Genomic DNA, 24361 nt, shown 5'->3' on the forward strand with positions numbered 1-24361 from the left:
CCTTTTTTTAATTAGTGCTATAATAGCTTTTTGGGTATTCAACGATGAATTCTGATCTATACGAACTAGGAGTGATAGATTTGAGCGTAATCCGAATGGAGAACGTAACTAAGAAATATGAGAATACATTGATCTTTCGAGATATTTATTTTCGTGTGAGCAAGGGCGAACGTATTGGCTTAATCGGACGAAATGGAGCAGGTAAATCTACTGTTTTTAAGCTAATCATGGGAAAAGAGGAGCCAACGGCAGGAAAAGTAGAGTTAGATCCCAATGTGAAGATCAGCTACTTCTCTCAATTTTCGGAGCTTTCCGGGTCTTTGTCTGTACAACAAGAGTTAGAACTTTGCTTCGAAGAGGTAGCACGCATTGAACAGGAGCTTAACCAAATAGGAGAACAGCTTGGGCAGGTGTCGGATGATGTCCAGATGAATGCACTTTTAGAGCGCCAAGCTGAGCTTTTTGAACAAATGGAGCATTTGGATGGCTGGAATGTATCTGTGGAAATCAATACGGTGCTGACTAAATTAGGATTCGATGAGAGATCGCGGCATCAACCTGTAGAGGAGTTATCCGGAGGCTGGAGGAACCGCGCGGCACTGGCTAAAGTCTTAATTGAAGCGCCCGATGTTGTATTGCTCGATGAGCCTACTAATTTTTTGGATATGGAAGGAATCGTATGGTTGGAGCAGTGGCTGCACCGTTTCAATGGGGCGATGCTTCTGGTTTCTCATGATCGGCAATTTATTGACAGAGTGGTCACGCGGACGATAGAAATCGAGAACTATCATTTTCAGGAATATGAAGGCAATTATACCGATTACGTTCGTAAAAAGAAGATGCGTAAAAAAGTGCTCGATCGGCAATTTGAGTGGGAAGAAGAACTTCTCCTTATGGAGTCCGAGGCCATTGAAAACCGTGGTAGTAAGAAGTCTTCTAAGGACCGTCTATCCCGTAAGCTAACGGATATGAAAAAACGAGTGGAACCTCATCCAGTTAACGTATTAATCACTGATATTTATAGTAATTTACGTTTTCCTGACAAGCTGGGGGAAGTGAAGCGGATTGGACAAAGTTATGATGGCCGCTCCATTTTCCAGAACATTAGCTTCGATATTCAAAAGGAAGACCGGATAGCTATCGTAGGTCCGAACGGCAGCGGAAAATCGACACTAATCAAAGTACTGACTGGACAAGAAGCACCGGAATCGGGGGAAGTGACTTGGGAACGCGGGTTCGGTTATGCGTACTTTAATCAGATGTGGGATGAGCTGGATCATAAAGATACCGTCAGCCATGCCGTAAATGTTTATGGACTGGGACTGGACGCACCGCGGAAAAAGGTGAATAAATTTCTAGCGATGCTGCAATTCTCGGAAATGGATCTGAGTAAAACGATTGGCAGCCTTTCAGGCGGACAGCAGGCCAGAGTGGCTTTAGCGAAATGCCTTCTCTCCGGAGCTGCTGTCATTATTTTAGATGAGCCCACTAACCATTTGGATTTAACCAGTATTCAGGTGATGGAGCAGGCGTTGATTCATTTTCCTGGCGCTGTAGTAACAGTTAGTCATGATCGGTTTTTTATTGATAAAATAGCGACGAAAATGCTCACCTTTGATCCTGAATTAGGCATTACTGAGCAAAATGTCTAGGATTACGCGGGAAGTCGGATGATCACTGTCGTTCCTTCACCTACGTGACTGGAAATTTCAATTCCATATTTTTCGCCAAAATGAAATTGAATGCGATCATGAACATTTTTAATGCCAATATGTTCTTCATCTAAGGTATCTGAGGGTTGAGAGAGACGGAAACGCAGCTGTTTAAGTTTCTCTTCCTCGATGCCAATGCCGTTATCTTTAACGATAATCAGCATATCCTCCCCCGATATCACCGAGGATACCTCAAGCAGACCTGGTTCACTGCGGCTTTCTAGGCCGTGTACGATAGCATTCTCTACGATGGGCTGCAAGGAGAAGTGCATGACCTTAACGATTTCGCATTGCGGATCTAGCTGCTCCATGTACTGTAATTTATCCCCAAAACGCAACTGCTGAATCTTCACATATAGCCGGACATGCTCAAGTTCTTCGCGCAGGGTAACGGTGATTTTTCCAGTCTGGATATGAATCCGAAACAATCTGCCCACGATCCCCACCATCTCGCCAATCTCTCTTTGCCCATTGATGATGGCTTTCATTTGAATAGATTCAAGGACATTTGCCAGAAAATGCGGATTGATTTGGCTTTTGAGCGCACCATACTGGGCTACTTTTTGTTGAGCCTTGGCCATCGAAGATCGCTCAATATAGTTTTGCAAATCTTTTACCATCTTACGAATTCCATTATATAGAACCCCAAATTCATCTTGACGATTACTATACAAATCTACATCGAAATTCCCCATCCCCACCAGCTTCACCTTCCGGCTTAACAGAATAATAGGTTTGGTTACGCGTTCCGAGAGGATATACATAAATAAGAGTGCAGTGACAAGCGATAAGAGCGCCAAGGTTAAAATGATTTTGCCAAGAAAAGAAGCCTGCTTAGTCATCTCTTTTTCATCAATATATTGAATGACCTTCCAGCTGGAGTAAGGAGAGGTAACAAAATTAATGTACGAATCCTTGTCATCAAAAGTACCATATAAGCTCCCGGCGTCATTGTTCATAAAAGTGTTAAGCGCCTGTTTGTCGATAGGGACTGGCTCTAAAGGACTCGTCTCCAATGAATCTGAGCTGTAAACGTTGCCCCCCTTATCGTCTAAAATAATAAATTTCCGCTTGCTATTCTCGGACAGCTTTAAGATTTCCCGTAATGAATCCAGCCGGATATCGATTAACATGACACCTAAGGGCTGCTTGCTTCCTTTTTTATTAATGACTCTGGCGATGGAGATGACGGATTGTTTGGAATTGGTGCGATAGAAGGGGAGATGACTTCCAAACAGGATTACACCCCCCTTTTTTTGCTGCGTCTGTAAATACCAATCCTCTTGGGTGTAGTCCTTCACATCATAATCCGCACGATTGAAATTGGCGGAGTAGAATACACGTGACCCCGCGAAAATCTGCACACTGTCGACATTTTTAATCGTCATTTCAATCCCGCTGATGAACTGTTCAATCGTGTTTCCATACTGAATACTTAGATCATTCCCGATATTATCTTTGTTGATAGTCCAATGCTCGAGAGCGGTTTGTAATTGACTATCTACCTGGGCGTTAAGGGTCCCTTTTTCAATACTTTGCAGATACTGGTCGATGTTGAAAGAAAGATTATTAAGGATGAGATTAGAGCTGCTTTGATATTCATTTTTGACGGCTTGATTTGAAAAAATATAGATAATCGCGGATATAATCAGCAAAGGAATAGTAATGGTCAGGATCATCAGCACAAAAATCTGCCGATTGACATGCCGCATCCGATAGCGTTTTTTTGGCTGGTTTATTTGCATCATTTTGCTTACCACCCCGATTGTTTTCTATAGTCTGATGGGGTCATGTTGGTGAAGAGCCGGAACGTTTTAACGAAATGCTTATAGCTCTTGTAACCACACATTGTGCAGACATCGGTCACTAGAATCTCCGGTTTTTTTAAGCATTCCTGCGCGTATTCCATACGGATTTCGGTTACAAATCGCATATAGTTCTTATCGAGTTTTCTTTTGAACAGACGGCTTAAATAAGAAGGGTTATAGAAAAAGCGATCCGCTACCATTTGTAGAGTAATATCTTGATCAATATTAGCTCTAATGAAGGATTTAATATGTTCAAAGATAATCACATCCTGCTGATGGTTATCCGTCAGACCTTCGGTATATATGTTCCCCAGATGAACCATCCAATTCCCCAGCCACTCGAACATGACCTCAAGGGAGTGAAAATCCTCAACAAAAGTAAGGTTTAATAGTTTATCGCTGTACACACCATCCCTATGAATGTGGTTTTTATTAGCGAAGCGGATAATGACACTTATGATTTCTTGTACATACGCAAGCCATAGATCAGGTGAAGGGCCATCTGCTTTATGCAAAATATCTTGTGCCAATCGTTGCATTAATTGTAGAATTTCTTGTTTATTGGCATTTTCGATGCAGGAGATTATTCGTTTCTTATCGTTGTCATCTAGTTGGATAAGCATTGGTTTAGTAGCTGTGGCGCCTGCCTTTATGGAAGAGATATGGAATATATTCTGTTCATTCTGATAGAAGCGTTGATATAACAGCTTTTCAGACTCGTGAAGTAATGAAGTGATTTGAGACAGTTCGTTCGTCACTGTACCTATGGCAAGATAAAGGGCAAGATGATGTTCTAACGTAAGCTTGTTCAAATGCTGATCGAGTTCAGTAAGTACTTGGGTCTCAAAAGGGACAATGCTCGTTGCAGTCTGTGATCCCATGACTATTAGCCCGTAGAGTTTGGATTTAGCAGCATATGTAAAAATAGATCGTGGCAGACTCGCCGGGAGATAGGCCTCCGTTGCAAGATGTATGAACTTAGTCGCCTGTTCTCGCATCCACCTTGTGGATGGTGAAGGTGTTTCTCTGATAGGGAAACCTGCCAAAACAAAAGGGAGATACAGATAATGTTTACTTTTAAAATTACATAATTCAGCGATCAAATTAGTGTCAATTGCAGGTTGTTCTTCTTCGAGTAGTAGCTTTATAAGTTGTGAGCCTTCCAGAGTAGAACGTTTCCTTTGTTCTTGTTGTTTAAGTTGCAGCTTGTTCATGCATTCTTGAATCACGGTTAGGCTTTCTTCATATTCCAGAGGTTTGAGCAAAAAAGCATGCACACTCCCAAGTTTAATGGCTCGTTGAGCGTATTCGAAATCATTAAATCCTGTCAAAATAATAAACAAAGTATCAGGAAGGAATTGGCGAAGCTCTTCTATCATCTGAAGACCATCCATTTCGGGCATGCGAATATCAGTGATCACTAAATCTGGCTGCTCACGTAGTGCGGTAGCGACGCCTTCTTTTCCATTCTCCGCTTCAACAATACTCTGAACACCAAGCTCCTGCCACGAAAAGTAATGTTTTAATCCCGTCCGTATTAACGGTTCATCCTCTACAATCATAAGCTTGTACATGAAATCCCTCCGGAAGACTAGATTTATAGTGGATTTTTCAACAACGATATCATCAAATGTAAGTTATAAGCTAAAAATTAAAATAATTATAGGTGAAATATGTAATGTATTATAACATTGAAGAGGGGCTGAAAGAAGGTATAGGTCAGAATACGACCCTAAATGTAAAAGGAGTGGGATTCTCCTGAATTTATAATTGATTTATGATTAGCGCAAGGAATGAGAAAGCATTCTATTCCACAAAAATAATAGGGGGTAGCACATGAGAGCAATGAAAAAAGGGCTAATGAGCATTGTTGGTGTCGCACTTTTAGGTACACAGTTAGTTGCATGCGGAAATACGAATACAGCGAATTCCGCCAATGAACCAAGTAATAATACTGATAAGAGTGAGCCCGCGGCCACTGAGACTGCTGCTAAACCAGTAGAAATAACATGGTGGAATTTTCCGAGCTTTCAAGCTTTAGATGGTGAAGTTGGCAAATATGAGAAGGAAATCATTGCAGCTTTTAATGAGAAGAATCCGGAAATTAAAGTCAACCTTGAGATGATCACCTTTGAAGGCGGCCCTGAAAAACTGAATGTGGCAATTGCTTCGAATACCGCACCTGATGTAATTTATGATGCTCCTGGACGGATTATTGACTGGGGTAAAAAGGACTTATTAGCACCTCTTAATGATATGGTGACCGATGAAGTGAAAAATGATATTTCGGAAGCCTTTTGGAAACAGTCTAGTGTTGGCGAAGAGATCTTTATGTATCCGATCAATACAGCTCCTTTTATGATGGCGGTAAACAAGACCGTTTTTGAGAAGATTGGCGCGCTAGATTTGCTTCCTCTGGATAAGGAAGACCGAACTTGGACGTTTGAAGAATATAAGAAAGCGCTGGAAGCTGTTAAAGAAAAAGCACCTGATGTTATTCCTACCGGATTCTTCGCGAAGAGCCAGGCTGGAGATCAAGGAACTCGTGCATATCTTGCTAACTTAGGTGTATCCAGATTTCTAAATGAAGATAATTCCGCAGTCGCGATCAATACTGATAATGCTGCGAAAGCGTTGGATTGGATCGTTCAAGCTACAAAAGATAAACTTAGCGTTTCTGGTGCGGCTTCCCTTGCGGCTGCTGACGTGAACGACTTATTTTTACAAGGAAAATTAGCCTTTACACTCAACTATTCTGCAGTACTTAAAGCTCAGAACGTATCCAAAAAAATGGTTGAATTCGAAGATGTTCTGCTTCCATTCCCTACTTTAGATGGATCGGAACCTAAGCTTGAACCTTACCTCGGCGGTATGGCGGTATTCAATAATGGTGATGAAGCTAAGATTGCAGCTTCTAAGAAGCTGATTGATTTTATTGCTAATGATCCTGTATGGGGGAAGAAAAACTTGATTCAAACAGGTGGTTTGTCTGTTCGTAATTCGATTACAGGTCTCTATGATGATGCAGAGTACAAATACGCTGAGTATGCTCGTAAATTCACAACAGATGCACCTACCATTGCCGATGGATATGCTGATATTCGTACCTTCTGGTTCCCTGAATTACAACGTGCTTTAACTGGAGGAGCAACCGGTAAAGAAGCTTTGGACAGCTTTGCTGCAAAAGCAAACGAAGCGATTACGAAAGCAAAGGCTGCAATGAAATAAAAAAAGTGAATGGTGTCCAAAAGAATAGAGTGCGGGAAGCACTCTTTTCTTTTTAAATCATCGAAGAAATGGGGAAGGACTGTGGGGACAACGGTTCGCAAAATAAAAGGTTATGTGATTCGTGACTGGATGATGAGTTATCTCTTTTTAGTGCCGGCATTTGGGTTTTTCCTGCTTTTTGTAGCTTATCCGATGGTGAAAGGGGTCTATATTAGTTTCTTTGATTACTCCTTGAGAGATTTCAGCTTTATTGGCCTCGATAATTATATCTCCTTAATAAAAGATGATAACTTCAGGAAGTCGATGGGAAATACATTATTGCTTGTACTCATCACCGTACCCATCGTTATTATTTTCTCGTTATTTATCTCTATGAATATTTATAAGAAAAAAGAGTTTGCCAGATCGTTTTTCCGCGGAGTGTTCTATTTGCCGGCTGTATCCTCGGTCGTAAGCATCACAGTCGTTTGGGGCTGGATCTATCATCCGAACTATGGGATTCTAAATTATTTGACCAGCTTTTTGGGAATGGAGCCTATATCCTGGTTAGGAGATACGAGGACTGCACTGCTTGCTATTATCGTGGTTCTGATAACGACCTCTGTAGGGCAGCCGATCATTTTATATGTGGCATCTATTGGGAACATTCCTACTTCTTACATAGAAGCAGCTGAGATTGATCGAGCGACGCCTTGGCAGATTTTCCGGAAAATATTATGGCCAATGCTAATGCCAACGAACTTATATATTATCGTGATTACCACGATCAACACCTTTCAATGTTTTGCACTAATTCAGTTGCTCACCTCGGGTGGACCTGTGTATAGCACATCGACTGTTATGTATGGCGTTTACGAACAAGCCTTTATGCTCGGTCATTTTGGATATGCCTCGGCGATGGGTGTCATCCTTGCGATTGTGATCGGGATCATTTCTATCATTCAATTCAAATACTTTGGCAGTGATGTTGAGTATTAAGGAGGGGACATCATGAATTCTACGAATCCGTTAGAACTGAGAGCACCTATTGGCCAATCTAAGAAAGTAAGCAAATGGAAAAAAGAATTGACGATTCCAAAAATATTAGCGACCATCCTGTTGATTCTAGCAACGTTGTTTTTTATCTTCCCTTTTTATTGGGTGGTTTCAGGGGCATTTAAGCTTCAGACTGTAGCAACAACGATTCCCCCGGAATGGTTTCCGGCTAAGCCGACTCTGCAAAACTGGACCGAGTTATTTAAGAATCCCGTTGAGCGCTGGATGTTTAACAGTTTCATCATTGCTTTTTGTGAAATGGCAGCGATTTGTATCGTTTCTTCCTGTGCTGGATATGTGCTAGCCAAAAAGTCTTTTCCTGGCCGAGGGATTATCTTTACGATGTTTGTTGCCGCTATGGCATTGCCTAAGCAAGTTATTCTTGTCCCGCTGTTTACGATGCTTGCAGATTTTGGGTGGGTCAACACGTATAAAGGGCTTATTTTACCAGCGATTGGCTGGCCATTTGGAGTCTTCCTAATGAAGCAGTTCGCGCAGACGATTCCAGGAGAATTAATTGAAGCAGCCAAAATAGATGGCAGCTCTGAGATTCGTTTGTTCGGAACCATCATTTTACCTTTGTTAAAGCCTGCAATAGGGGCACTGGCAATCTTTACCTTCATCACTTCTTGGAATGATTATTTCAGTCAGCTGATCATGACCAGATCGACTTCAATGATGACATTACCACTTGGGGTAGCGACTCTTCGGGGTGAATTCACAACAAACTATGGATTGCTTATGGCGGGTGCTGCGTTAGCCTCTATTCCTATGATTGCAATTTTTCTAATGTTCCAAAAAGCCTTTACCCAAGGGATTACTATGGGGGCTGTAAAAGGCTAATTATTCCTATAACAACGAAAATTAATAGTAATGAATTAAACGATGGAGGCTGTAATTTATGAAATCATATGATCTTGAATCCTTTAAAGGCATTATTATTGCTATGTACTCCAGTTATGATCCTGAGGGGGAAATCGATAAAGAAGCAGCCCGGAAATTAGCTCGTCAGTATGCTTCTACGGGAGTAAAAGGTCTTTATGTTGGCGGAAGCTCTGGCGAAGGTATGCTGCAATCTGTAGAAGAACGCAAACAAATGCTCGAGGCAGTTATAGCAGAGGTTGGAAAAGAGCTTACAATCATTGCTCACGTGGGTGCCCCATCTACAAGAGACAGTGTTGAACTAGCTATCCATGCTGAGAAAGTTGGCGCACATGCCGTATCGGCTGTTCCAGCGATCTATTATCGTCTTTCACCGGACAGTGTTGAAAGTCATTGGCAGGCGATTATTGATAGTACGGCGCTTCCATTTATTATCTATCACATCCCGCAAACTACAGGCTTTCAATTATCGAAAAGCTTGCTGATTAAGATGGCAGCTCAGGATAAAGTAATCGGGGTGAAAATTTCGGCGGAGAGCACGTTTGAGCTTCAGCAATTTAAAGCCGCAGGCGGGAAGGATTTTCTAGTCTTAAATGGACCTGATGAGCAGTATTTGGCGGGCCGCAGTATTGGGGCAGATGGCGGGATTGGTGGAACTTATGGGGTGATGCCCGAGTTATTCCTAAAAGTGGAACAATGTTATGTGCAAGGAGAGATGGCTGAGGCGCAGAAATGGCAGTTTATCATCAATGATCTCATTGTTGAATTGCTATCCTTTCCTTCATTATATGGTGCGTGTAAAGCTATCCTTAGTGTGCGCGGATTTGAAACAGGTCAGCCAAGAATGCCGCTTTTACCGATTAAGGATTCCGATCAGGAGCGGGTGGAAGCTCTGAACAATAGAATATTAGATTATATTCTTGAAGCGAAGGGATAGGGTTAATAATGACTCGAATAAGTGATATCTTTCCGGTGAAAGGTCTGATTGTTTCCTGTCAGGCACTTGAGCATGAGCCGCTTCATGGTGGGGATACAATGGCTAAAATGGCAAGAGCAGCGGTTCAATCAGGAGCTATAGGAATCCGGACAAATGGTGTTCCAGATATTGTAGCTATCAAAAAAGAAGTAAATGTACCGGTCATTGGACTTATTAAACGGGATATTCCCGGATCAGCCATATTTATAACACCAACCTTAGATGAAGTGAAGGCGATTGTTTCTGCAAAAGCAGAGATTATTGCGCTTGATGTAACGAATCGGGAAGAACGCTTAGAGTCAGTAAAGCCATTAATAGAATATGCACATCTGAGAGGTGTGCTGGTTATGGCGGATATTTCGACATTTGAGGAAGGGCTTGCCGCTGAGAAATTAGGTGTGGATTTCATCGGTACCACGCTTTCAGGCTACACCCCATACAGTACACAGCAGGAAGGACCGGACCTTGTCTTAATTCAACAATTAAGCAAATTAGTGAACATTCCTGTTGTTGCGGAAGGACGGATATGGACACCGGAAGACGCAGCAAAAGCTAAGAATGCGGGGGCATCCTATGTTGTTGTAGGAAGTGCAATTACTAGGCCACAATTGATCACTTCGAGATATGTTAAGGCCGTGAGCAATTTCAATGACTGACGGAGGTGAGTCCGCGATGGAAGGGTATGATCCTCATATAGAATATGCGATCGGAGTAGATATTGGCGGCACGAAAATTAATGCCGGACTCGTCTCTTCACAAGGGGACGTTTTACATACTGTAAGCCTAAGCACATTGGTTGGACAGACGAAAACAATGGATCGCATTATACTAGCAATTCGGACATTAATGGATGAAATAACAGCACAACAAGCGGGAATTCAGCTCCAAGGAATTGGCGTAGGATCAGCAGGGCAAATGGATTGGGAGGCGGGGCGTATCCGCTCCGCTTCGGATCTTATCCCTGGCTATGCTGGCACAGCTTTGAAGGATCTGCTTCTGACACAATTTCAACTTCCAGTAATCGTTGATAATGACGTGAATGTATTAGCAATAACAGAGAAATATTTAGGTTCAGGCAAAGAGGTAAAAGACTTTATCTGTCTTGCCCTTGGTACGGGCGTGGGTGGAGCGATAGTCGTAGACGGCCATCTTGTCCACGGTTCTTGGGGTGGGGCTGGAGAGTTAGGCCATATGTCCGTAGATTTCAAAGGACCTGCATGCGTTTGTGGTGGAACAGGCTGCTTGGAGCAGTATGCTTCAGGCACAAGTATCGCACGTCGCATGCGCGACAAGCTTTTATTACATAACCAGTCCCCAGAGAACGTAGACTCACGGGAAGTGATAGCGAGATGGCGGGCAGGTGACTCTCTGGCTACAGCGTTAATGGAAGACACGATTGCTGCGCTCGGATCCGCGATTGCTTCATTAATCCATATTTTTAACCCTAAAGTCATCGTCATTGGCGGTGGAGTTGCTGAAGCAGGCGAACTTTTGTTTGAAGGCATTAGAAGGGAAGTAAAGGGCAGAGTAATGCCATCGATGCTGGAAAATGTTCATATTGAAGCAGCCTATTATGGTAATTTATGTGGAATGATCGGTGCGGGGCTGCAGATGTGGGAGTATAGTCCCGATAAAGTAAAGAGAGCAGAGTTATAAGGGGCTATTCACCATCTATCTGTATAGAAAATCACGGGGAGCAATACGTAGAAGCGAGTTTAATTGTACATCGTACAACTATATTTCTCGAATCCCTCCAGCCGATGGGTATAAGTGTATTTTGTACAGCTATTTTCTTGATTTACAGCCTTAGTGGTGGCTTCTCGTGTTTTTAGTTGTAGAAAATGCAACTAAAGTCAAAATGATTGCATTCGCCTACGAAATAACTGTATAGAATACATTTATTCTATTTCTCAGATTCCCCTGAGTGCGGTAAAAACAATTGAACCATTGAAGATTGATTAGTGTTTTGGGATTGGTTAAATTTTTTAAATAATTTAGTTAGAACCACATGTGAATAATACTCCATGTGGTTTCTTTTATTAGTTATAGCCCGCCCCAGTACCCACTGCCGAATGAACCCTTCTTCGTTCAACCATCAACACAACTAACCCATGTTATGGGAAGTAGTTTTTCGCTTTTTACGTTGAATTTATGATGGTGATTCATTAATGTGAGCATATCACACGATATCGCTACGACGAATTCAATGTGTCCAAAGACTCGGGGAAATTCGACCTTAACTGGTCCGGCTCGGATAACTTGTTTGACCAAACCAGCCTAGCTAAGATTTTAATTAGGCTTAAGAAATACAAGATATCCAGTTTGTATCCCTTAACTTATATAACAAAGGATGGGAAAATTATGGTCGGTTATAATAACAACGAAGGAATAGGCGGTTTTCAACAAGGCAGCTATTGTCCATTAGCCATTCATCCCATTGAGGCGAATTGGACCAGACAATCCCGATTCAGAGCTCCAACATCGCTTTCAGTTTTGAAGCGAGTTGTTGACTCGGGGCGGCCGGATTTTTCATATGGATTAAGCTCGTTTACAGTGGATGAACAAGGGAGAGCCATTTTAGCTGTGGGGCAGGGTGATTTCGAGCTTAATCATCAATACGGCAAACTGTTTCGGGTTTGCTTTGAATCTGACACTGTGGAGCTGCTATTGGAGACTAAGTCATCCCTTATGTCTCCCCTGCTGATCAGCCCAGCCTCCATTTTGGTTGCGACCAATAGCATTCGAGATAATCAGCTCATTTCGGTTGACGAAAACGGCCGGATAAATTGGAAGACCGCAGTGGATGGTGTGCCGTATGGCAGGCCGGTGGTAAACAGCGAAGGGCATATTTACCTGTGTACATATGAAGATGAGTCACAAATTATTGGGAGACTCTATGCTTTTGATGCGGATGGAACCATAAGATGGGTTTACAAGTGCTCGTCCATATTTTGGTGCGATCCGGTTATTTCCCGTGAAGGAATCATATATATTGGTCAAAATGTGAATTCCAAACTTTATGCTTTTAGTCCTGATGGAGAGTTGTTGTGGGAGAAACGGATGGGTCAAGGAGAAGGGCACCGTCCCCCTGTCATAGATCAGGATGGGGTTATGTATGGGTGTCTTTCTAGCCAGTTATATGCCATTGCTCCGGATGGCGAAGTGAAATGGATATACCAACCGGAGGAAAGTTACGTTGACAACAGCCCTTCCCTGGGCGCAGACGGTAATTTATACGTAAATTTGACCGGCGGGGAATTCATTTGTTTAACGCGAGACGGTGAACAGCTATGGAGAGCGGAAACTAAAGGTTTTGCAATAACTCAGCCAATTCTCGGCCGATGCGGCAACGTTATTCAAAGTCGCTTAATGGATAACTCGATTGAAAGCTACTCCGTTGTTGATATTTTTTCCCAAAAAGGAGTGCATTTAGCAGAGACCGCAATCAAAGGTTCCATTCATTCGGTGATTTTGGCAAATGATGAAGTGATTTACGTCCTGTCCTCCTATTGGACGGCTAAGATGGAGCCTAAATGGGAACTTCATTTGCAAATCTCCATCGGGCAGTCCCAAGGCTGGACAACAGTACTGGGGGAGAAATTCAACTGGGAAACGATTGGTGAAGGCGCCAGATCTTTGTCTAACTTGATCTCTTCCCTTGTACTTGACTATAGGATACTTTGATGATGATGTGCGGGAGAGTGTAGAGCAACTGGAGACTGTTGTGCCTGCTCCGCTTATTCTGAAATATGACTGGGTAGAGGACGATGAGTCGCTTGGTCGGAGATTTGCTCCGGCACAGTGAATTATATAGTCCTAATTAGAAAAGTGTTTTTTTATAATGCTATAGATATGGTGGGAGAGCAAAAGCTCTGCCTATCAAAATCCCTTGATTTAATAGAATAATTTACCGATAATGTTAATGGGGGAACCCAGAATCAAATCCGTCATGAAGCAGGAGGCACTATCGGACAATGATGACTTTAATGAACATGGTGCGGGGAACGGAGAACGATCTTCCTGCTAAAGAGATGATTAAGTATTGGAATCATGAGCCTGGAACCTTAAAGATGGTAAGGGCCAGCAGCAATTTTATTTATACCTTTCAGTGGAATGGTAACCGCTTTTATTTAAGGTTTACTCATGAAGAGGATAATTCTCCAGACAATATCCAGGCAGAGCTGGATTTTATGATGTATTTATTAGAACAAGGTTATGAGACTGTCTCTCCAGTGCGTTCTAAGTCTGGCAATTGGATTGAAACGTTGTTAACGGATCACGGGCGATACCACGGGGTAGTTTTTGAACAGGCCCAGGGTGAATATGTTTCACTTGATGAGATGAAGGAACCTCATTTTTATCAATGGGGCCAATCGCTTGCACGTCTGCATAATTTTTCGGAAACCTATGCACCGAGCACACCTTATCGCAAAAGCTGGGTCGATTCATTGAATTTTATTTATTCCGTATTGAGCAGGCATCCTGAGGAGCATAAGGCGCTTAAGGAATATGAGCGGATTGAAGCTTGGCTATCAGAGCTTCCTTTTGGAGTAGGGCATACTGGGCTCGTGCATTATGATTTTGAGATGGATAATATCTTTTATATGCAAGAAGAATCCCGCTACAGTGCCATCGATTTTGATGACTCTATGTATCACTGGTTTGCGATGGATATTACATCGGCGTTAAGAGACCTGACGGAATCGGATGATAATGAGAGTAGAAGAAACATTGACCATTTTATTAGTGGATATAGATCGGTTAAGCAGCTAGATGATGAGTATATGAAGTTGATACCTGAATTTCAAAGATTTGCAGACTTATACAGTTTTGCTAGATTACTTCGGTGTATGGAGAATACGGATGATTCTATTTTCCCGGATTGGGCGAAACAGCTTAAACTGAAATTAGAAAGAGTTTGTGACCGATTACGAACCGGCTTTCAACCACATATAGTGCTGAAGGATATTACTGAAAAAAACTGGTACGCTTGTACTCAATTAGAAGTATCGGATGAGCAAAAGGCTATTTTTCCTGTACCGGTGGTCTATTGGTTAGCAGAAGCAGCTTATTGTGGTATGACCCCGCTCGCTTTATACGCAGATGAAGAATTGGTAGGTTTCTCTGTGTATAGCGTAGATCCTGAGGATGGAAGTTATTGGATTATGGCTTTTATGATTGACCAGAAATATCAGAACAGGGGTTTAGGCAGAACGGGTATGGATACCTTAATTCGTTATATTAAAGCAGAACATCATTGCGACAAAATCGTTATTGGCCATCGGATCGAAAACGAACGTGCTACGAATTTATATACATCACTCGGGTTCGTTGAAGTCAGTAGGGACGAGTTTGAAGTTATACGAGGGTTGGTAGTGTAAAAAGGGAAAAGCCGCCAAGGGTTTGGCGGCTCTTTTTTATATTAGGAAATAAATTAATCTACAGAGCCGGTTGTCAGCAGCTGATCAAAAGAGACAGGGAATAGTGGCTCAATTAGCGATAAAATTGCTTTTGCATACTCCTGAATTTCTTTCTGAGCGTCATGCTCCAGTCTTTGATTTAAAAAATGGGCTACAGATTGAACTGAAGCTGTCCAGTACCAACGAACGAATAATCCATAAGCAGGTAGAAACAGTCTTGCTTGTTCAGCACATATACCATCTGCTAAAGCTGCTTCATACTTAGATAATCCTAACTCGGTGTATTCTTGAAGCTCACGGGTGTATTTTTCACCAAGCTCCCATGCAATGATTTCACCACTGCCTTGTTTGGAATTCTCTGGTTTGGATCTCCATTCTCCCGCAGCAGGTTGATAAAAAACGGGTTCTTCTGTTATGTATCTGCGGCTGGATTCGTTCCAGGCTTCCAAGCTATCTCCAGTACCTTCGTAATGAGCAGAACCGACTACGTATTTCCACCACTGTCTCGCAACCATTAATGGGGCATAAACCTCAAATTGTGTGATGGCATGGCGGAAAGGAGAGGTATGTCCTTCACGGGCAAGGAATTTTATTAGTTTAATATCCCGATCACTAAGCTCAAAAGATTGTTTTGCATAAGAAACACGCGCAGCGTTAGCAACCGTTAAATCTGAGCCCATATGATCTACTAATCTTACATAACCTTCATTTAAAACTTTGATTGTTGTCAATTTAATGTAGCCTCCTTTTCCAAAGCAGAGTAAATGAGTTCGTCACACCATTGTTGATTGCAAAATCTAGTCTCTCTGAGGATTCCATCCCTAATCATTCCTGCTCTAATCATAACTTTTTCAGATTGAAGATTCTCTGCATTGGCATAGGCAACGACTCTATGGGCATTAAGAGAGCTAAAGGCGTAGCCTATCAGTGTTTTGACGGCTTCTGTCGCATAGCCCATTTTCCAGTATTCCGGCAGTAGGACCCAGCCAATCTCCCACTCTCTGATCTCTTCCCAATTTAACTTTATACTTACGTTGCCTATGGGGGTTCTATTTTGCTTTGTACATACTGCTAGATCATAATGCTCACGCGGATCGCTGGTAGTCTGAGTCAGAATCGAAAGGAAGTTCTCTTTAATTTGTTTTGCATCTGGTGCGGTGTTTTCATATTTGTGAGACAAAGGATTAAGTTCCAGTTCTTCATAAAAAGAAAAATCATCGCTTGTATAATCTCTTAATATCAATCTGTCGGCTATTATTTCCATGAGTTAATACCTCCTAATCCATGATTATAATGGAAGACTCTGTAATTATCACGGAGTAAATTCACTAGAAATACAAAAAAATATTTCTGTAAATTTTTCTCTAGTAAAATTGTGGAATTGTGATACAGTAATTAAGGTTTATATATTTAGAGGGGATGTAAGGAAAATGAAAGCTATTAAATGGAGCATCACTGCAGCGTTAGCAGTATCTATGTTGGGTCCAATACATACAGTGAAGGCGGCAGATACGCGTAACGTCGATTACGATCAAGGTAGTATTTTACGGAGTGCCAGTTCAGTTTCGTCATCATACAATGAAGGCAATCCGCAGGTTGAAGATTTGATTTTTCAGATGGATGCGACCGAAATCACTGTTGGGGACAATGTTCCGGTACAAATCTATGCTAAAGATGCCGATGGCATATCCGAACGCGTTCCGTTAGCTCAAGCAAATGTCGTAATTGAAAAACCTTATTTGCTGCAAAAGCAAGCCGATGGCACAATGAAAGCCTTAGCGGTAGGAGAAACGAACGTAACGGTCATTTCAGGATCAGATACCAAAACAATAAAAGTTTCGATCAGTGCGGACCATGATATTGATCAAGGTGCATTTGTTAATGGAACAATGTATTTGCCGGTTCAATCGGTTTTTCAAACGTTGGGAGCAACAGTCCAAGTTAATACAGCAACTAAAATCTTTAGCATTCGCCTAGGAGATTTGCCAATACAGCTTCAACTCGGAAGCGATATTGCAATGGTGAATGGTGCGAAGGTCAAAATGAGTGGTAAAGTGCAAAAGATCGACGGATCTACAGTTTTTCCTGCCACGCTTTTAAAAACTGCACTGTCAGCAGAGTTAATTTGGGATGGAAATTATCAGACGATGGAGATCTACTTCGGCAAAGCAGAGTTGTTCGCCTATACGAAACAAACTGCGCAGATTTTTAAGAAGGAAGAACAAGGAAACCTCGTTAAGTTCATTGGAAAAACATATTGGCTCAATCAATTCGACTCCGATTATAAGTTCCAAAAAGTCACTATTGTAGATATTCTACCTGATTATGAAGGTGAATTCGCCATTTCATTTAAGGTTTTATCAACGGGGCAAATTCTTAACTCTTATACAATGTCGGGGGATGAGTTGATCCGTACATTAGGAAATAAAGAATATTTCTTAACAACGGATCCATTTAAGACCTATAAGTGGTCAGATGCGATTTGGAGTAAGATTAAAAAGAGCATAGTTGCTACTGGGATGACCAAGCAGCAAGTGGAGTTTAGTTGGGGTAAGCCAATAAGTAAATCCACATTATCAGGTAGTGGCATTCAAGTGGAGACCTGGCAGTATGGTAATTATAACTATGTTACCTTTACGAACGGTGTTGTCTCCATGATTTATACGAATTAATTCTTCCTAACTTCTGCGTTACTTTAGTCATAGAGCCTGTCTTTGCGACATATCATTTTGGAGAAGCACTTTCAGAATTAAAGTGTTGACTATTGTTGGCCGAAATGAGGGGTTTATTCATGGCAAAGTCAAAACGTGGACATGCACTTTGGAATTTACCATCAAGGGGCAGGGGCACTTGCCCAATCTGTCAGAACACCCGTATTAAGCTGCTTTATCCCAAGAAAAAAACGGATGGAGCAGTCGTTAAGGTCTGTAAACGCTGTGACAAGGCTCCGCAGACGAAAGTGGATGCCGTGTTGATTTAAAAAGAGTACACAAAAAGAGGCTGTCTCAAAAGTGGATTTTTCTACGTATGAGGCAGCCCTTCTCATGAATAAAACAAAGAAGCGCTTCTCTAATAAGAGAGGCGCTTCTTTTAAATTCTACAGAGATTTAGTACGTATATGATTATTTCGTTATCCGATTAATGACCTGTTCGCGTCTAGGACCCACGGAAATCGTAGTAATACGCGTGCCAATAGAGGTTTCAATAAAATCAATGTAAAGCTTAGCTTGTTCTGGCAGATCTTCGAAGTCGGTGATCTGAGAGATATCGCAGTTCCAGCCAGATAAATGCGTGAATATCGGTTTTGCAGAGTTCAGTTTATTCGTAGCCGGGAACTTGTCGGTGATCTCTCCATTTTCAAGCTCATAAGCCACACAAACCGGAATCTCATCCAAATAACCAAGCACGTCAAGATTAGTCAACACGACTTCAGTGGCACCCTGCATTTGGCAACCGTAACGAGTAGCTACAGCATCAAACCAGCCCATACGTCTAGGACGGCCAGTCGTAGCCCCGAATTCCCCGGCATCGCCACCTCTTGTACGAAGTTCATCCGCAACGGGCCCTTCTAATTCCGTAACAAAAGGTCCAGCGCCGACACAACTGGAATAGGCCTTGGTTACAGCGATGACATTCGTGATAGCTGCTGCAGGAAGACCGGCACCGACAGGTGCAAACCCGGCAAGTGTTGAAGAGGAGGTGGAGTAAGGATAAATACCGTGATCAGGATCACGCAGAGCCCCAAGCTGACCTTCAAGTAAGATAGTCTCTCCCTTGGCATAAGCCTCTTGCAGCAAGTCTGTTGTATTGGCTACATAAGGCACTAGCTGTGCAGCTTCTTCTTGCAGCTGAATCATTAATTCCGAGATTTGAATCGGCGCTTTCTTATATAAATGCTCAAGTAAGATATTTTTGGAAGCGAGTAATTGTTCAAGACGTTTCTCAAGTCGGGCGGTATCAAATAAATCCGCTACCTGTATGCCTAGCTTTGCATATTTATCTGCGTAAAATGGTGCGATTCCCCGTTTTGTTGAACCGAATCCTTGAGATCCCAGACGTTCCTCTTCTAGTTCATCAAACAAACGATGGATTGGAAGCACGATTTGCGCCCGTTCGGATACGAATAATCTAGGCTTTGGCACACCTCTATCCGTTAAAGCTTTCAATTCTTTTATTAATACTTCTGTATCAAGTGCTGTTCCGGGTCCAATAATGTTTGTAACGGAAGGATAAAATACCCCAGATGGCAGCATATGCAATGAAAATTTTCCATATTGGTTTATGATGGTATGCCCAGCATTACTACCACCTTGAAAACGAACGACAAAGGAAGATTGTGCAGCTAGCACATCCGTCATTTTTCCTTTTCCTTCGTCGCCCCAGTTTGCTCCTACAATTGCAATTACGGTCACGCGTTTTCGCCTCCCAAGCTTGTTTTTGGCTACAGGACTAAGTATAATGCTAGTTAAATCATTAGAAAAATTGATATAAGTTATATCTATTATAAGGTGGAGTAATGACGTGGGGATGGACATTAATTTGGAGTGGTATCGCTCTTTTTATTGGGTAGCGAATACTGGGAGTTTAACTGCTGCGGCAGAACGACTCAATATTACACAACCGGCAGTAAGTCACACGATTAAACAATTGGAAGAAAAAATGGGCGGCCCGTTATTTTTTCGCACTTCTCGCGGGGTCGATCTAACAACAGAAGGAAAAGTACTGCTAAGCTTTATTGAGCAAGCCTTTCATCATGTAGACATGGGCGAAAGAGCGATCGCAGATATGAACAATCTGAACAGCGGCGAGATTCATATCGGAGCAAGTGACACCTTATGCAAATATTATCTGTTACCTTTTTTGGAGCAATTTCATGAACAATTTCCCAATATCCGCATTCATATTACAAATCGTACGACACCAGAAACACTTACGCTTTTAAAAGAAGGGAAAATTGATTTTGGTATCGTCAGCTTGCCGACATCTGATAAACAGATTGATTTTCGCAAAAGTACTCAGCTTCAAGATTGCCTGGTAGGGGGCAAAGGTTTTCGTCATTTAGCGGACAAGACCATGCCGCTTGCTGACATTCAGCAGTATCCGTTGTTATGCTTAGAAGCGGGTGGCAGCACCAGAAAGTATATGGATCAGTTTTTAGCTTCTAATCATCTGACAATTACACCTGAATTTGAACTGGGAAGTGTGGATTTGCTTGTTCAGTTTGCGAAACGTGGTTTTGGCCTTGCTTTTGTTATTCGTGATTACGTAACCGAAGAATTGAAGAAAGGTGAGCTTGTCGAAATTCCTCTGGACCCGCCTTTGCCAGAACGTAACATAGGAATTGCTACCCTGCGTGGAGTTCCTCTTACAGCTGCTTCAAAGTCTTTTCTAACATTATTAGAGTAGAATCAGGAAAGAGCTATTAGAGCATACATAGTGAAGAGGAGGAAAGGTAATGAATCCTTTACTGGCTCGGCTGCGAAAGGGATACGGGAAAAAGCTTCGGGCGCTTCATACCTGGAATGGCTGGCTGGTTGTGTTGCTCACACTCACAGGACTTGTACTTGTAGGTGGCTTCTGGCGTGGCTTCTTAGGGGAAGGCAGAGTATGGATCAAAGGGCTTCATATCGTGGTCGGTGTCGCTTCGATCATTCCGGTTATTTATTATTTGCTGCTGGCAGGGAAACATTGGAAACAACTGAAGGAGCGGCCTTGGCAACGTTTTAATGTAATCGTTGTACTTTCATTGCTGCTCGGCTGGTTCGTTTCAGGAGTACTACTCTGGCAATTCCGCGTGGTGGGTCCACATGTATCGAACGTTGCTCTGATCGTCCATGACTTATTGACCTGGATAGGCCTTCCTTATATTATTTATCATTCTTTGACTCGGGTAAAATGGCTTAAAGAACCGAGCCGGCGGATAGTGAAAAGTGGCATTGAGACAGGCAGCCCTTCGAATCATCGGGAAACCCCGCAGCCGGTTTATACACGTAGAGCTTTCATACGCGGATCGATTGGTGTTGGGCTTGCGGTAACTATAGGTCCATCGTTTATAAAATGGCTCGGCAGTTCAATTGGAAATATCGGAGGCAGCGAAACAATTGATAAGCTGATCGAAAGTGATCGTAATCAGTTGTTGCCTGCACCCCAGCCACTGGCGGCATCCTCACCCCCTCTCGGAGGAGGGGCGCAAGGACAATTCCGTGTTTACACAGTCACTCCGATTCCAGAGTTTACGAACAACAATTGGTCTTTTACGATAGATGGGCTTGTGGAGCAGAATTTCAAGTGGAACTGGGAACAGTTCGTAAAGCTGAAGCGGACCGTTCAGGTGAGTGATTTTCACTGTGTGACAGGCTGGTCAGTCTATAAGAATACCTGGGAAGGAATCAAGCTAAAAGATCTTTTGAGTCAGGCCGGTGTGAAGCCCACAGCTAAGACTGTGAAATTCTATTCGGGTGATGGTGTATACACGGATACGCTCACATTGGAACAAGCCGACATGGATGATGTGCTGGTCGCGGTAATGCATGATGGAAAGCCGATTCCTAGCGATCTCGGCGGTCCTGTACGGTTAATCGTTCCGAAGATGTTCGCATACAAGTCTGTGAAGTGGCTGAACCGGATTGAGCTGATCGAAGGCGATCATACGGGATATTGGGAGCAACGCGGGTATTCAAATGATGCGTGGGTATAAAATAGGGATCGTTAACCTTAATGGGCTTATTGCCTGTTAAGGTTTTTTTGTTGATTAATTCCTTATTTTTTTAGCATATAGCAAATGAAGAGACGTAATAACAGAAATTGCTCCATACAATAGAAGTGACTGGGATGCAGGAGGTGGTTGTGATGAACGGGGTTAGAGCCATAAAGCTGTTGGGACTTATTCTCGGTGTGGTACTACTGAACATTATCGTGTTGTCACCAGGTTTATTAGGGGTGGAAATCGGAGGAACCAGTGTATTTGAAATAGCTTTAGGTGTGACATTGTTGTTTGTTAGTCTACTTGTTGTTCTTTACGGAAGTTATATTTTATTGTTTAAACCTTCATCTATCCCTGCTGTGAAAACACTGAAATCTTATGAGGATTATATAGCCGCGCTTACTCAATACAAAAATGTCAAAGTGCTGAAAAAAGACATTGCGCTTGCTCTAGATCAGATATCCCGGATGGAAAAGAAGAGAAGTACCTTGTTAGATGTTTTAGGTCAGAGATTCGAATCCACTGAACTTAGCTTCAAAAAATTTAATGCAGTCAGTTATGAAGTAGCAAAGCTTTTTTACCTGAACATTCGAGGGATTCTGAATAAACTCAGTGTATTTGATGCCTCAGAGTTCACCCTTTTCTCCAGCCAGCATAGACCCTCGCAGTTCTCAGATAAACTGGTGCAAAAAAAGACAGCTTTGTACAATGAATATTTAGCCTACGTAACAGGGTATCTTGGGGCAAATGAAGAGATTCTGCTGAAGCTGGATAAGCTGCTGCTGGAAATATCGCTACTTGACAGTACAGATTATACAGATGTTGAAGAGATGCCTTGTATGAAGGAAATCGATGAGCTGATCAAGCAGACGAAATTCTATAAGCAATGAAGGGGAGATGTGTATGGCTAATAAAGGAAAAACAGTAGCAGTTTTAGGGACCATTACGGTGGTAGTTTTTGCTCTCGTGTATTTTGGAATCACCTTGACTTCTAATATAGGAAAAACCAAAACCCAGATTTCTTCCGAAGATGCGGGGAAGCAGCTTGAGAAGCTATATAAGAACATAAACGTGACCACTGCTGAGCAAATCAAAGGCCAGATTGATCTGGATCCTGTCGCGATTGGGGATTCACTACCAGATATCTCAAAGTTTCCTGTATCCGTAGACAATACAACAGATAGCTTTGTAGAGATATTTTCTTCTACAGAGAAATCAGGAACGGGTAATGATGGTTGGCTAAATGAAGTTGCTACAGATTTTAACAACTCTAATATTGAGGTGAACGGGAGTCATGTTTCTGTGAAAATCCGTAATATTGCTTCAGGTACAGCGACAGATTACATAAGATCTGGGAAGTATGTGCCAGATGCCTTTACCCCTTCAAATGAGCTGTGGGGCGAAATGGTAAAAGCAAACGGGATGAACACTCAGCTAATCACTAAACGTCTTGTAGGTAATGTAGCTGGTATTGTTACCAGTAAGGCGAAATATGATGAACTAATAGAGAAATACGGTTCTTTAAACGTCAAGACGGTTACAGATGCCATAGCAAATAATGAATTATCAATGGGCTATACCGACCCTTTTGCCAGTTCTACGGGTTTAAACTTTCTGGTAACAGCGCTTGGGACGTTTGGCGGTTCAGACTTACTTGGTGAGCAAGCGGTGCAGGGCTTTGAGAAATTCCAAGCAAATGTTCCCTTTATTGCCTCAACCACTTTACAGATGCGAGAGGCTGCAAAAACCGGTAAGCTTGATGCTTTTGTCTTAGAATACCAGATCTTTTTGAATGCAACAGATTTGAAAGGGGGGTATGTATTCACTCCTTTTGGTGTAAGACATGACAGCCCGCTTTATGCTTTAGGTGATCTTCCTCAGGAAAAACTCGATATTATTAAGAAGTTTGCTGAGTTTGTTGAACAGGATAAATACCAGGAGCTGGGTGAGAAAAAAGGCTTCAATGGTCTTAATGATTACCAATCAGAGCTTAGTACAGTGGATGGCAGTCTCATATCCTCAGCTCAGAAGCTGTGGAAAGAGAAGAAAAATGGCAATAAACCTATCGCCGCAGTATTTGTGGCAGATGTCTCAGGAAGTATGAACGGGGAACCCTTGAACCGCTTAAAGCAATCTTTATTAACAGGCCAGAAGTACTTGGGCAAGGATAACAGCATTGGTTTTGTCTCTTACTCTGATAACGTTACAATCAATCTTCCGATTGGAAAATATGACACGAACCAGCAGTCCATGTTTGTTGGTGCGATTGATAGTCTTCAAGCAAATGGGGGGACGGCTACTTTTGACGGGATCGCGGTAGCCATCCATATGCTTCAAACGGAATTACAGCTAAATCCGGATTTGAAGCCGTTAATCTTTGTATTAAGTGATGGAGAGACCAATGAAGGGCATTCCTTGAATGATATCAGAGGTCTTATTGAGACCTACAAAATCCCGATTTACACGATTGGCTACAATGCGAATATCAAGGCGCTTGAGAGTATTTCGAGTATAAATGAAGCGGCCAACATCAATGCAGATACAGATGATGTAGTCTATAAAATTGGCAACCTGCTCAATGTTCAAATGTAAGCTAT

At 42.3% G+C, this 24361-nt stretch carries 20 protein-coding genes; 15 read left to right on the top strand and 5 right to left on the bottom strand.

Annotation, left to right across the window (positions count from 1 at the left end):
• Window positions 1–80: 80 nt before the first annotated feature.
• Window positions 81–1652, top strand: coding sequence for an ABC-F family ATP-binding cassette domain-containing protein (locus MHH89_RS04200; protein WP_076308108.1), 1572 nt, complete (start codon window positions 81–83; stop codon window positions 1650–1652).
• Between the two features lie 2 nt (window positions 1653–1654).
• Here MHH89_RS04200 and MHH89_RS04205 read toward each other — a convergent pair whose 3' ends face one another.
• Entirely contained in the window at window positions 1655–3460 is a 1806-nt protein-coding gene (locus MHH89_RS04205) for a cache domain-containing sensor histidine kinase (protein WP_076308107.1), read from the bottom strand.
• 5 nt (window positions 3461–3465) lie between these two features.
• Window positions 3466–5094 (bottom strand): response regulator transcription factor, encoded by a 1629-nt coding sequence (locus tag MHH89_RS04210; protein WP_076304194.1) that lies wholly within the window; start codon window positions 5092–5094, stop codon window positions 3466–3468.
• Between the two features lie 262 nt (window positions 5095–5356).
• Here MHH89_RS04210 and MHH89_RS04215 point away from each other — a divergent pair, with 262 nt between their 5' ends.
• The 8 genes from MHH89_RS04215 to MHH89_RS04250 all read left to right on the top strand — a co-directional run bounded on the left by MHH89_RS04215 (window position 5357) and on the right by MHH89_RS04250 (window position 15022).
• Entirely contained in the window at window positions 5357–6748 is a 1392-nt protein-coding gene (locus tag MHH89_RS04215; protein WP_076183515.1) for an ABC transporter substrate-binding protein, read from the top strand.
• An 81-nt stretch (window positions 6749–6829) separates the two neighbouring features.
• Window positions 6830–7726, top strand: a complete 897-nt coding sequence (locus tag MHH89_RS04220; protein ID WP_428323518.1) for a carbohydrate ABC transporter permease — start codon at window positions 6830–6832, stop codon at window positions 7724–7726.
• Window positions 7727–7738: 12 nt separating this feature from the next.
• Window positions 7739–8626, top strand: coding sequence for a carbohydrate ABC transporter permease (locus MHH89_RS04225; RefSeq protein ID WP_051491452.1), 888 nt, complete (start codon window positions 7739–7741; stop codon window positions 8624–8626).
• A 58-nt stretch (window positions 8627–8684) separates the two neighbouring features.
• Window positions 8685–9602 (top strand): dihydrodipicolinate synthase family protein, encoded by a 918-nt coding sequence (locus MHH89_RS04230; protein ID WP_341086410.1) that lies wholly within the window; start codon window positions 8685–8687, stop codon window positions 9600–9602.
• A gap of 8 nt (window positions 9603–9610) precedes the next feature.
• Window positions 9611–10297 carry an N-acetylmannosamine-6-phosphate 2-epimerase gene (locus MHH89_RS04235; protein WP_076301845.1) on the top strand — a complete coding sequence of 229 codons (687 nt, stop codon included), beginning with the start codon at window positions 9611–9613 and terminating at the stop codon, window positions 10295–10297.
• A 16-nt stretch (window positions 10298–10313) separates the two neighbouring features.
• Window positions 10314–11297: an ROK family protein gene (locus tag MHH89_RS04240; RefSeq protein WP_341086412.1), complete on the top strand. Its 984-nt coding sequence runs from the start codon at window positions 10314–10316 to the stop codon at window positions 11295–11297.
• A gap of 705 nt (window positions 11298–12002) precedes the next feature.
• Window positions 12003–13325, top strand: coding sequence for an outer membrane protein assembly factor BamB family protein (locus tag MHH89_RS04245; protein ID WP_341086414.1), 1323 nt, complete (start codon window positions 12003–12005; stop codon window positions 13323–13325).
• 290 nt (window positions 13326–13615) lie between these two features.
• The gene (locus MHH89_RS04250) at window positions 13616–15022 is read left to right on the top strand and encodes a GNAT family N-acetyltransferase (RefSeq protein WP_081388252.1); all 1407 of its coding nucleotides are present in this window, start codon (window positions 13616–13618) and stop codon (window positions 15020–15022) included.
• A gap of 53 nt (window positions 15023–15075) precedes the next feature.
• On the opposite strand, the gene thyX is transcribed toward MHH89_RS04250, so the two are convergent.
• Entirely contained in the window at window positions 15076–15792 is a 717-nt protein-coding gene (gene thyX / locus MHH89_RS04255; protein WP_341086415.1) for an FAD-dependent thymidylate synthase, read from the bottom strand.
• Window positions 15789–16325: a GNAT family N-acetyltransferase gene (locus tag MHH89_RS04260; RefSeq protein WP_076275817.1), complete on the bottom strand. Its 537-nt coding sequence runs from the start codon at window positions 16323–16325 to the stop codon at window positions 15789–15791. Before MHH89_RS04260 ends, thyX begins: the two co-directional genes overlap by 4 nt.
• 166 nt (window positions 16326–16491) lie before the next feature.
• Between MHH89_RS04260 and MHH89_RS04265 the strand changes: the two genes are divergently transcribed.
• Window positions 16492–17733 (top strand): stalk domain-containing protein, encoded by a 1242-nt coding sequence (locus tag MHH89_RS04265; RefSeq protein ID WP_340394142.1) that lies wholly within the window; start codon window positions 16492–16494, stop codon window positions 17731–17733.
• A 119-nt stretch (window positions 17734–17852) separates the two neighbouring features.
• On the top strand, window positions 17853–18041 hold the full coding sequence (locus tag MHH89_RS04270) for a hypothetical protein (protein WP_036686376.1): 189 nt from the start codon (window positions 17853–17855) through the stop codon (window positions 18039–18041).
• Window positions 18042–18183: 142 nt separating this feature from the next.
• On the opposite strand, the gene MHH89_RS04275 is transcribed toward MHH89_RS04270, so the two are convergent.
• Window positions 18184–19473 (bottom strand): adenylosuccinate synthase, encoded by a 1290-nt coding sequence (locus MHH89_RS04275; protein WP_076189928.1) that lies wholly within the window; start codon window positions 19471–19473, stop codon window positions 18184–18186.
• Between the two features lie 115 nt (window positions 19474–19588).
• Here MHH89_RS04275 and MHH89_RS04280 point away from each other — a divergent pair, with 115 nt between their 5' ends.
• The 4 genes from MHH89_RS04280 (at window position 19589) to MHH89_RS04295 (ending at window position 24356) form a co-directional block, all read left to right on the top strand.
• Complete coding sequence (locus MHH89_RS04280; RefSeq protein ID WP_036686616.1) at window positions 19589–20467, top strand: LysR family transcriptional regulator; 879 nt, start codon at window positions 19589–19591, stop codon at window positions 20465–20467.
• A gap of 49 nt (window positions 20468–20516) precedes the next feature.
• Window positions 20517–21758 (top strand): molybdopterin-dependent oxidoreductase, encoded by a 1242-nt coding sequence (locus tag MHH89_RS04285; RefSeq protein ID WP_339190749.1) that lies wholly within the window; start codon window positions 20517–20519, stop codon window positions 21756–21758.
• Between the two features lie 152 nt (window positions 21759–21910).
• Complete coding sequence (locus MHH89_RS04290) at window positions 21911–22654, top strand: hypothetical protein (protein ID WP_076217794.1); 744 nt, start codon at window positions 21911–21913, stop codon at window positions 22652–22654.
• A gap of 13 nt (window positions 22655–22667) precedes the next feature.
• A complete protein-coding gene (locus tag MHH89_RS04295; RefSeq protein WP_076279088.1) occupies window positions 22668–24356 on the top strand; it encodes a VWA domain-containing protein in 1689 nt (562 codons plus the stop codon).
• The last annotated feature ends 5 nt before the right edge of the window (window positions 24357–24361 follow it).

Origin of the sequence: Paenibacillus sp. FSL H7-0323 (assembly GCF_038002725.1) — a bacterium.
Classification (GTDB): domain Bacteria; phylum Bacillota; class Bacilli; order Paenibacillales; family Paenibacillaceae; genus Paenibacillus_AQ; species Paenibacillus_AQ odorifer.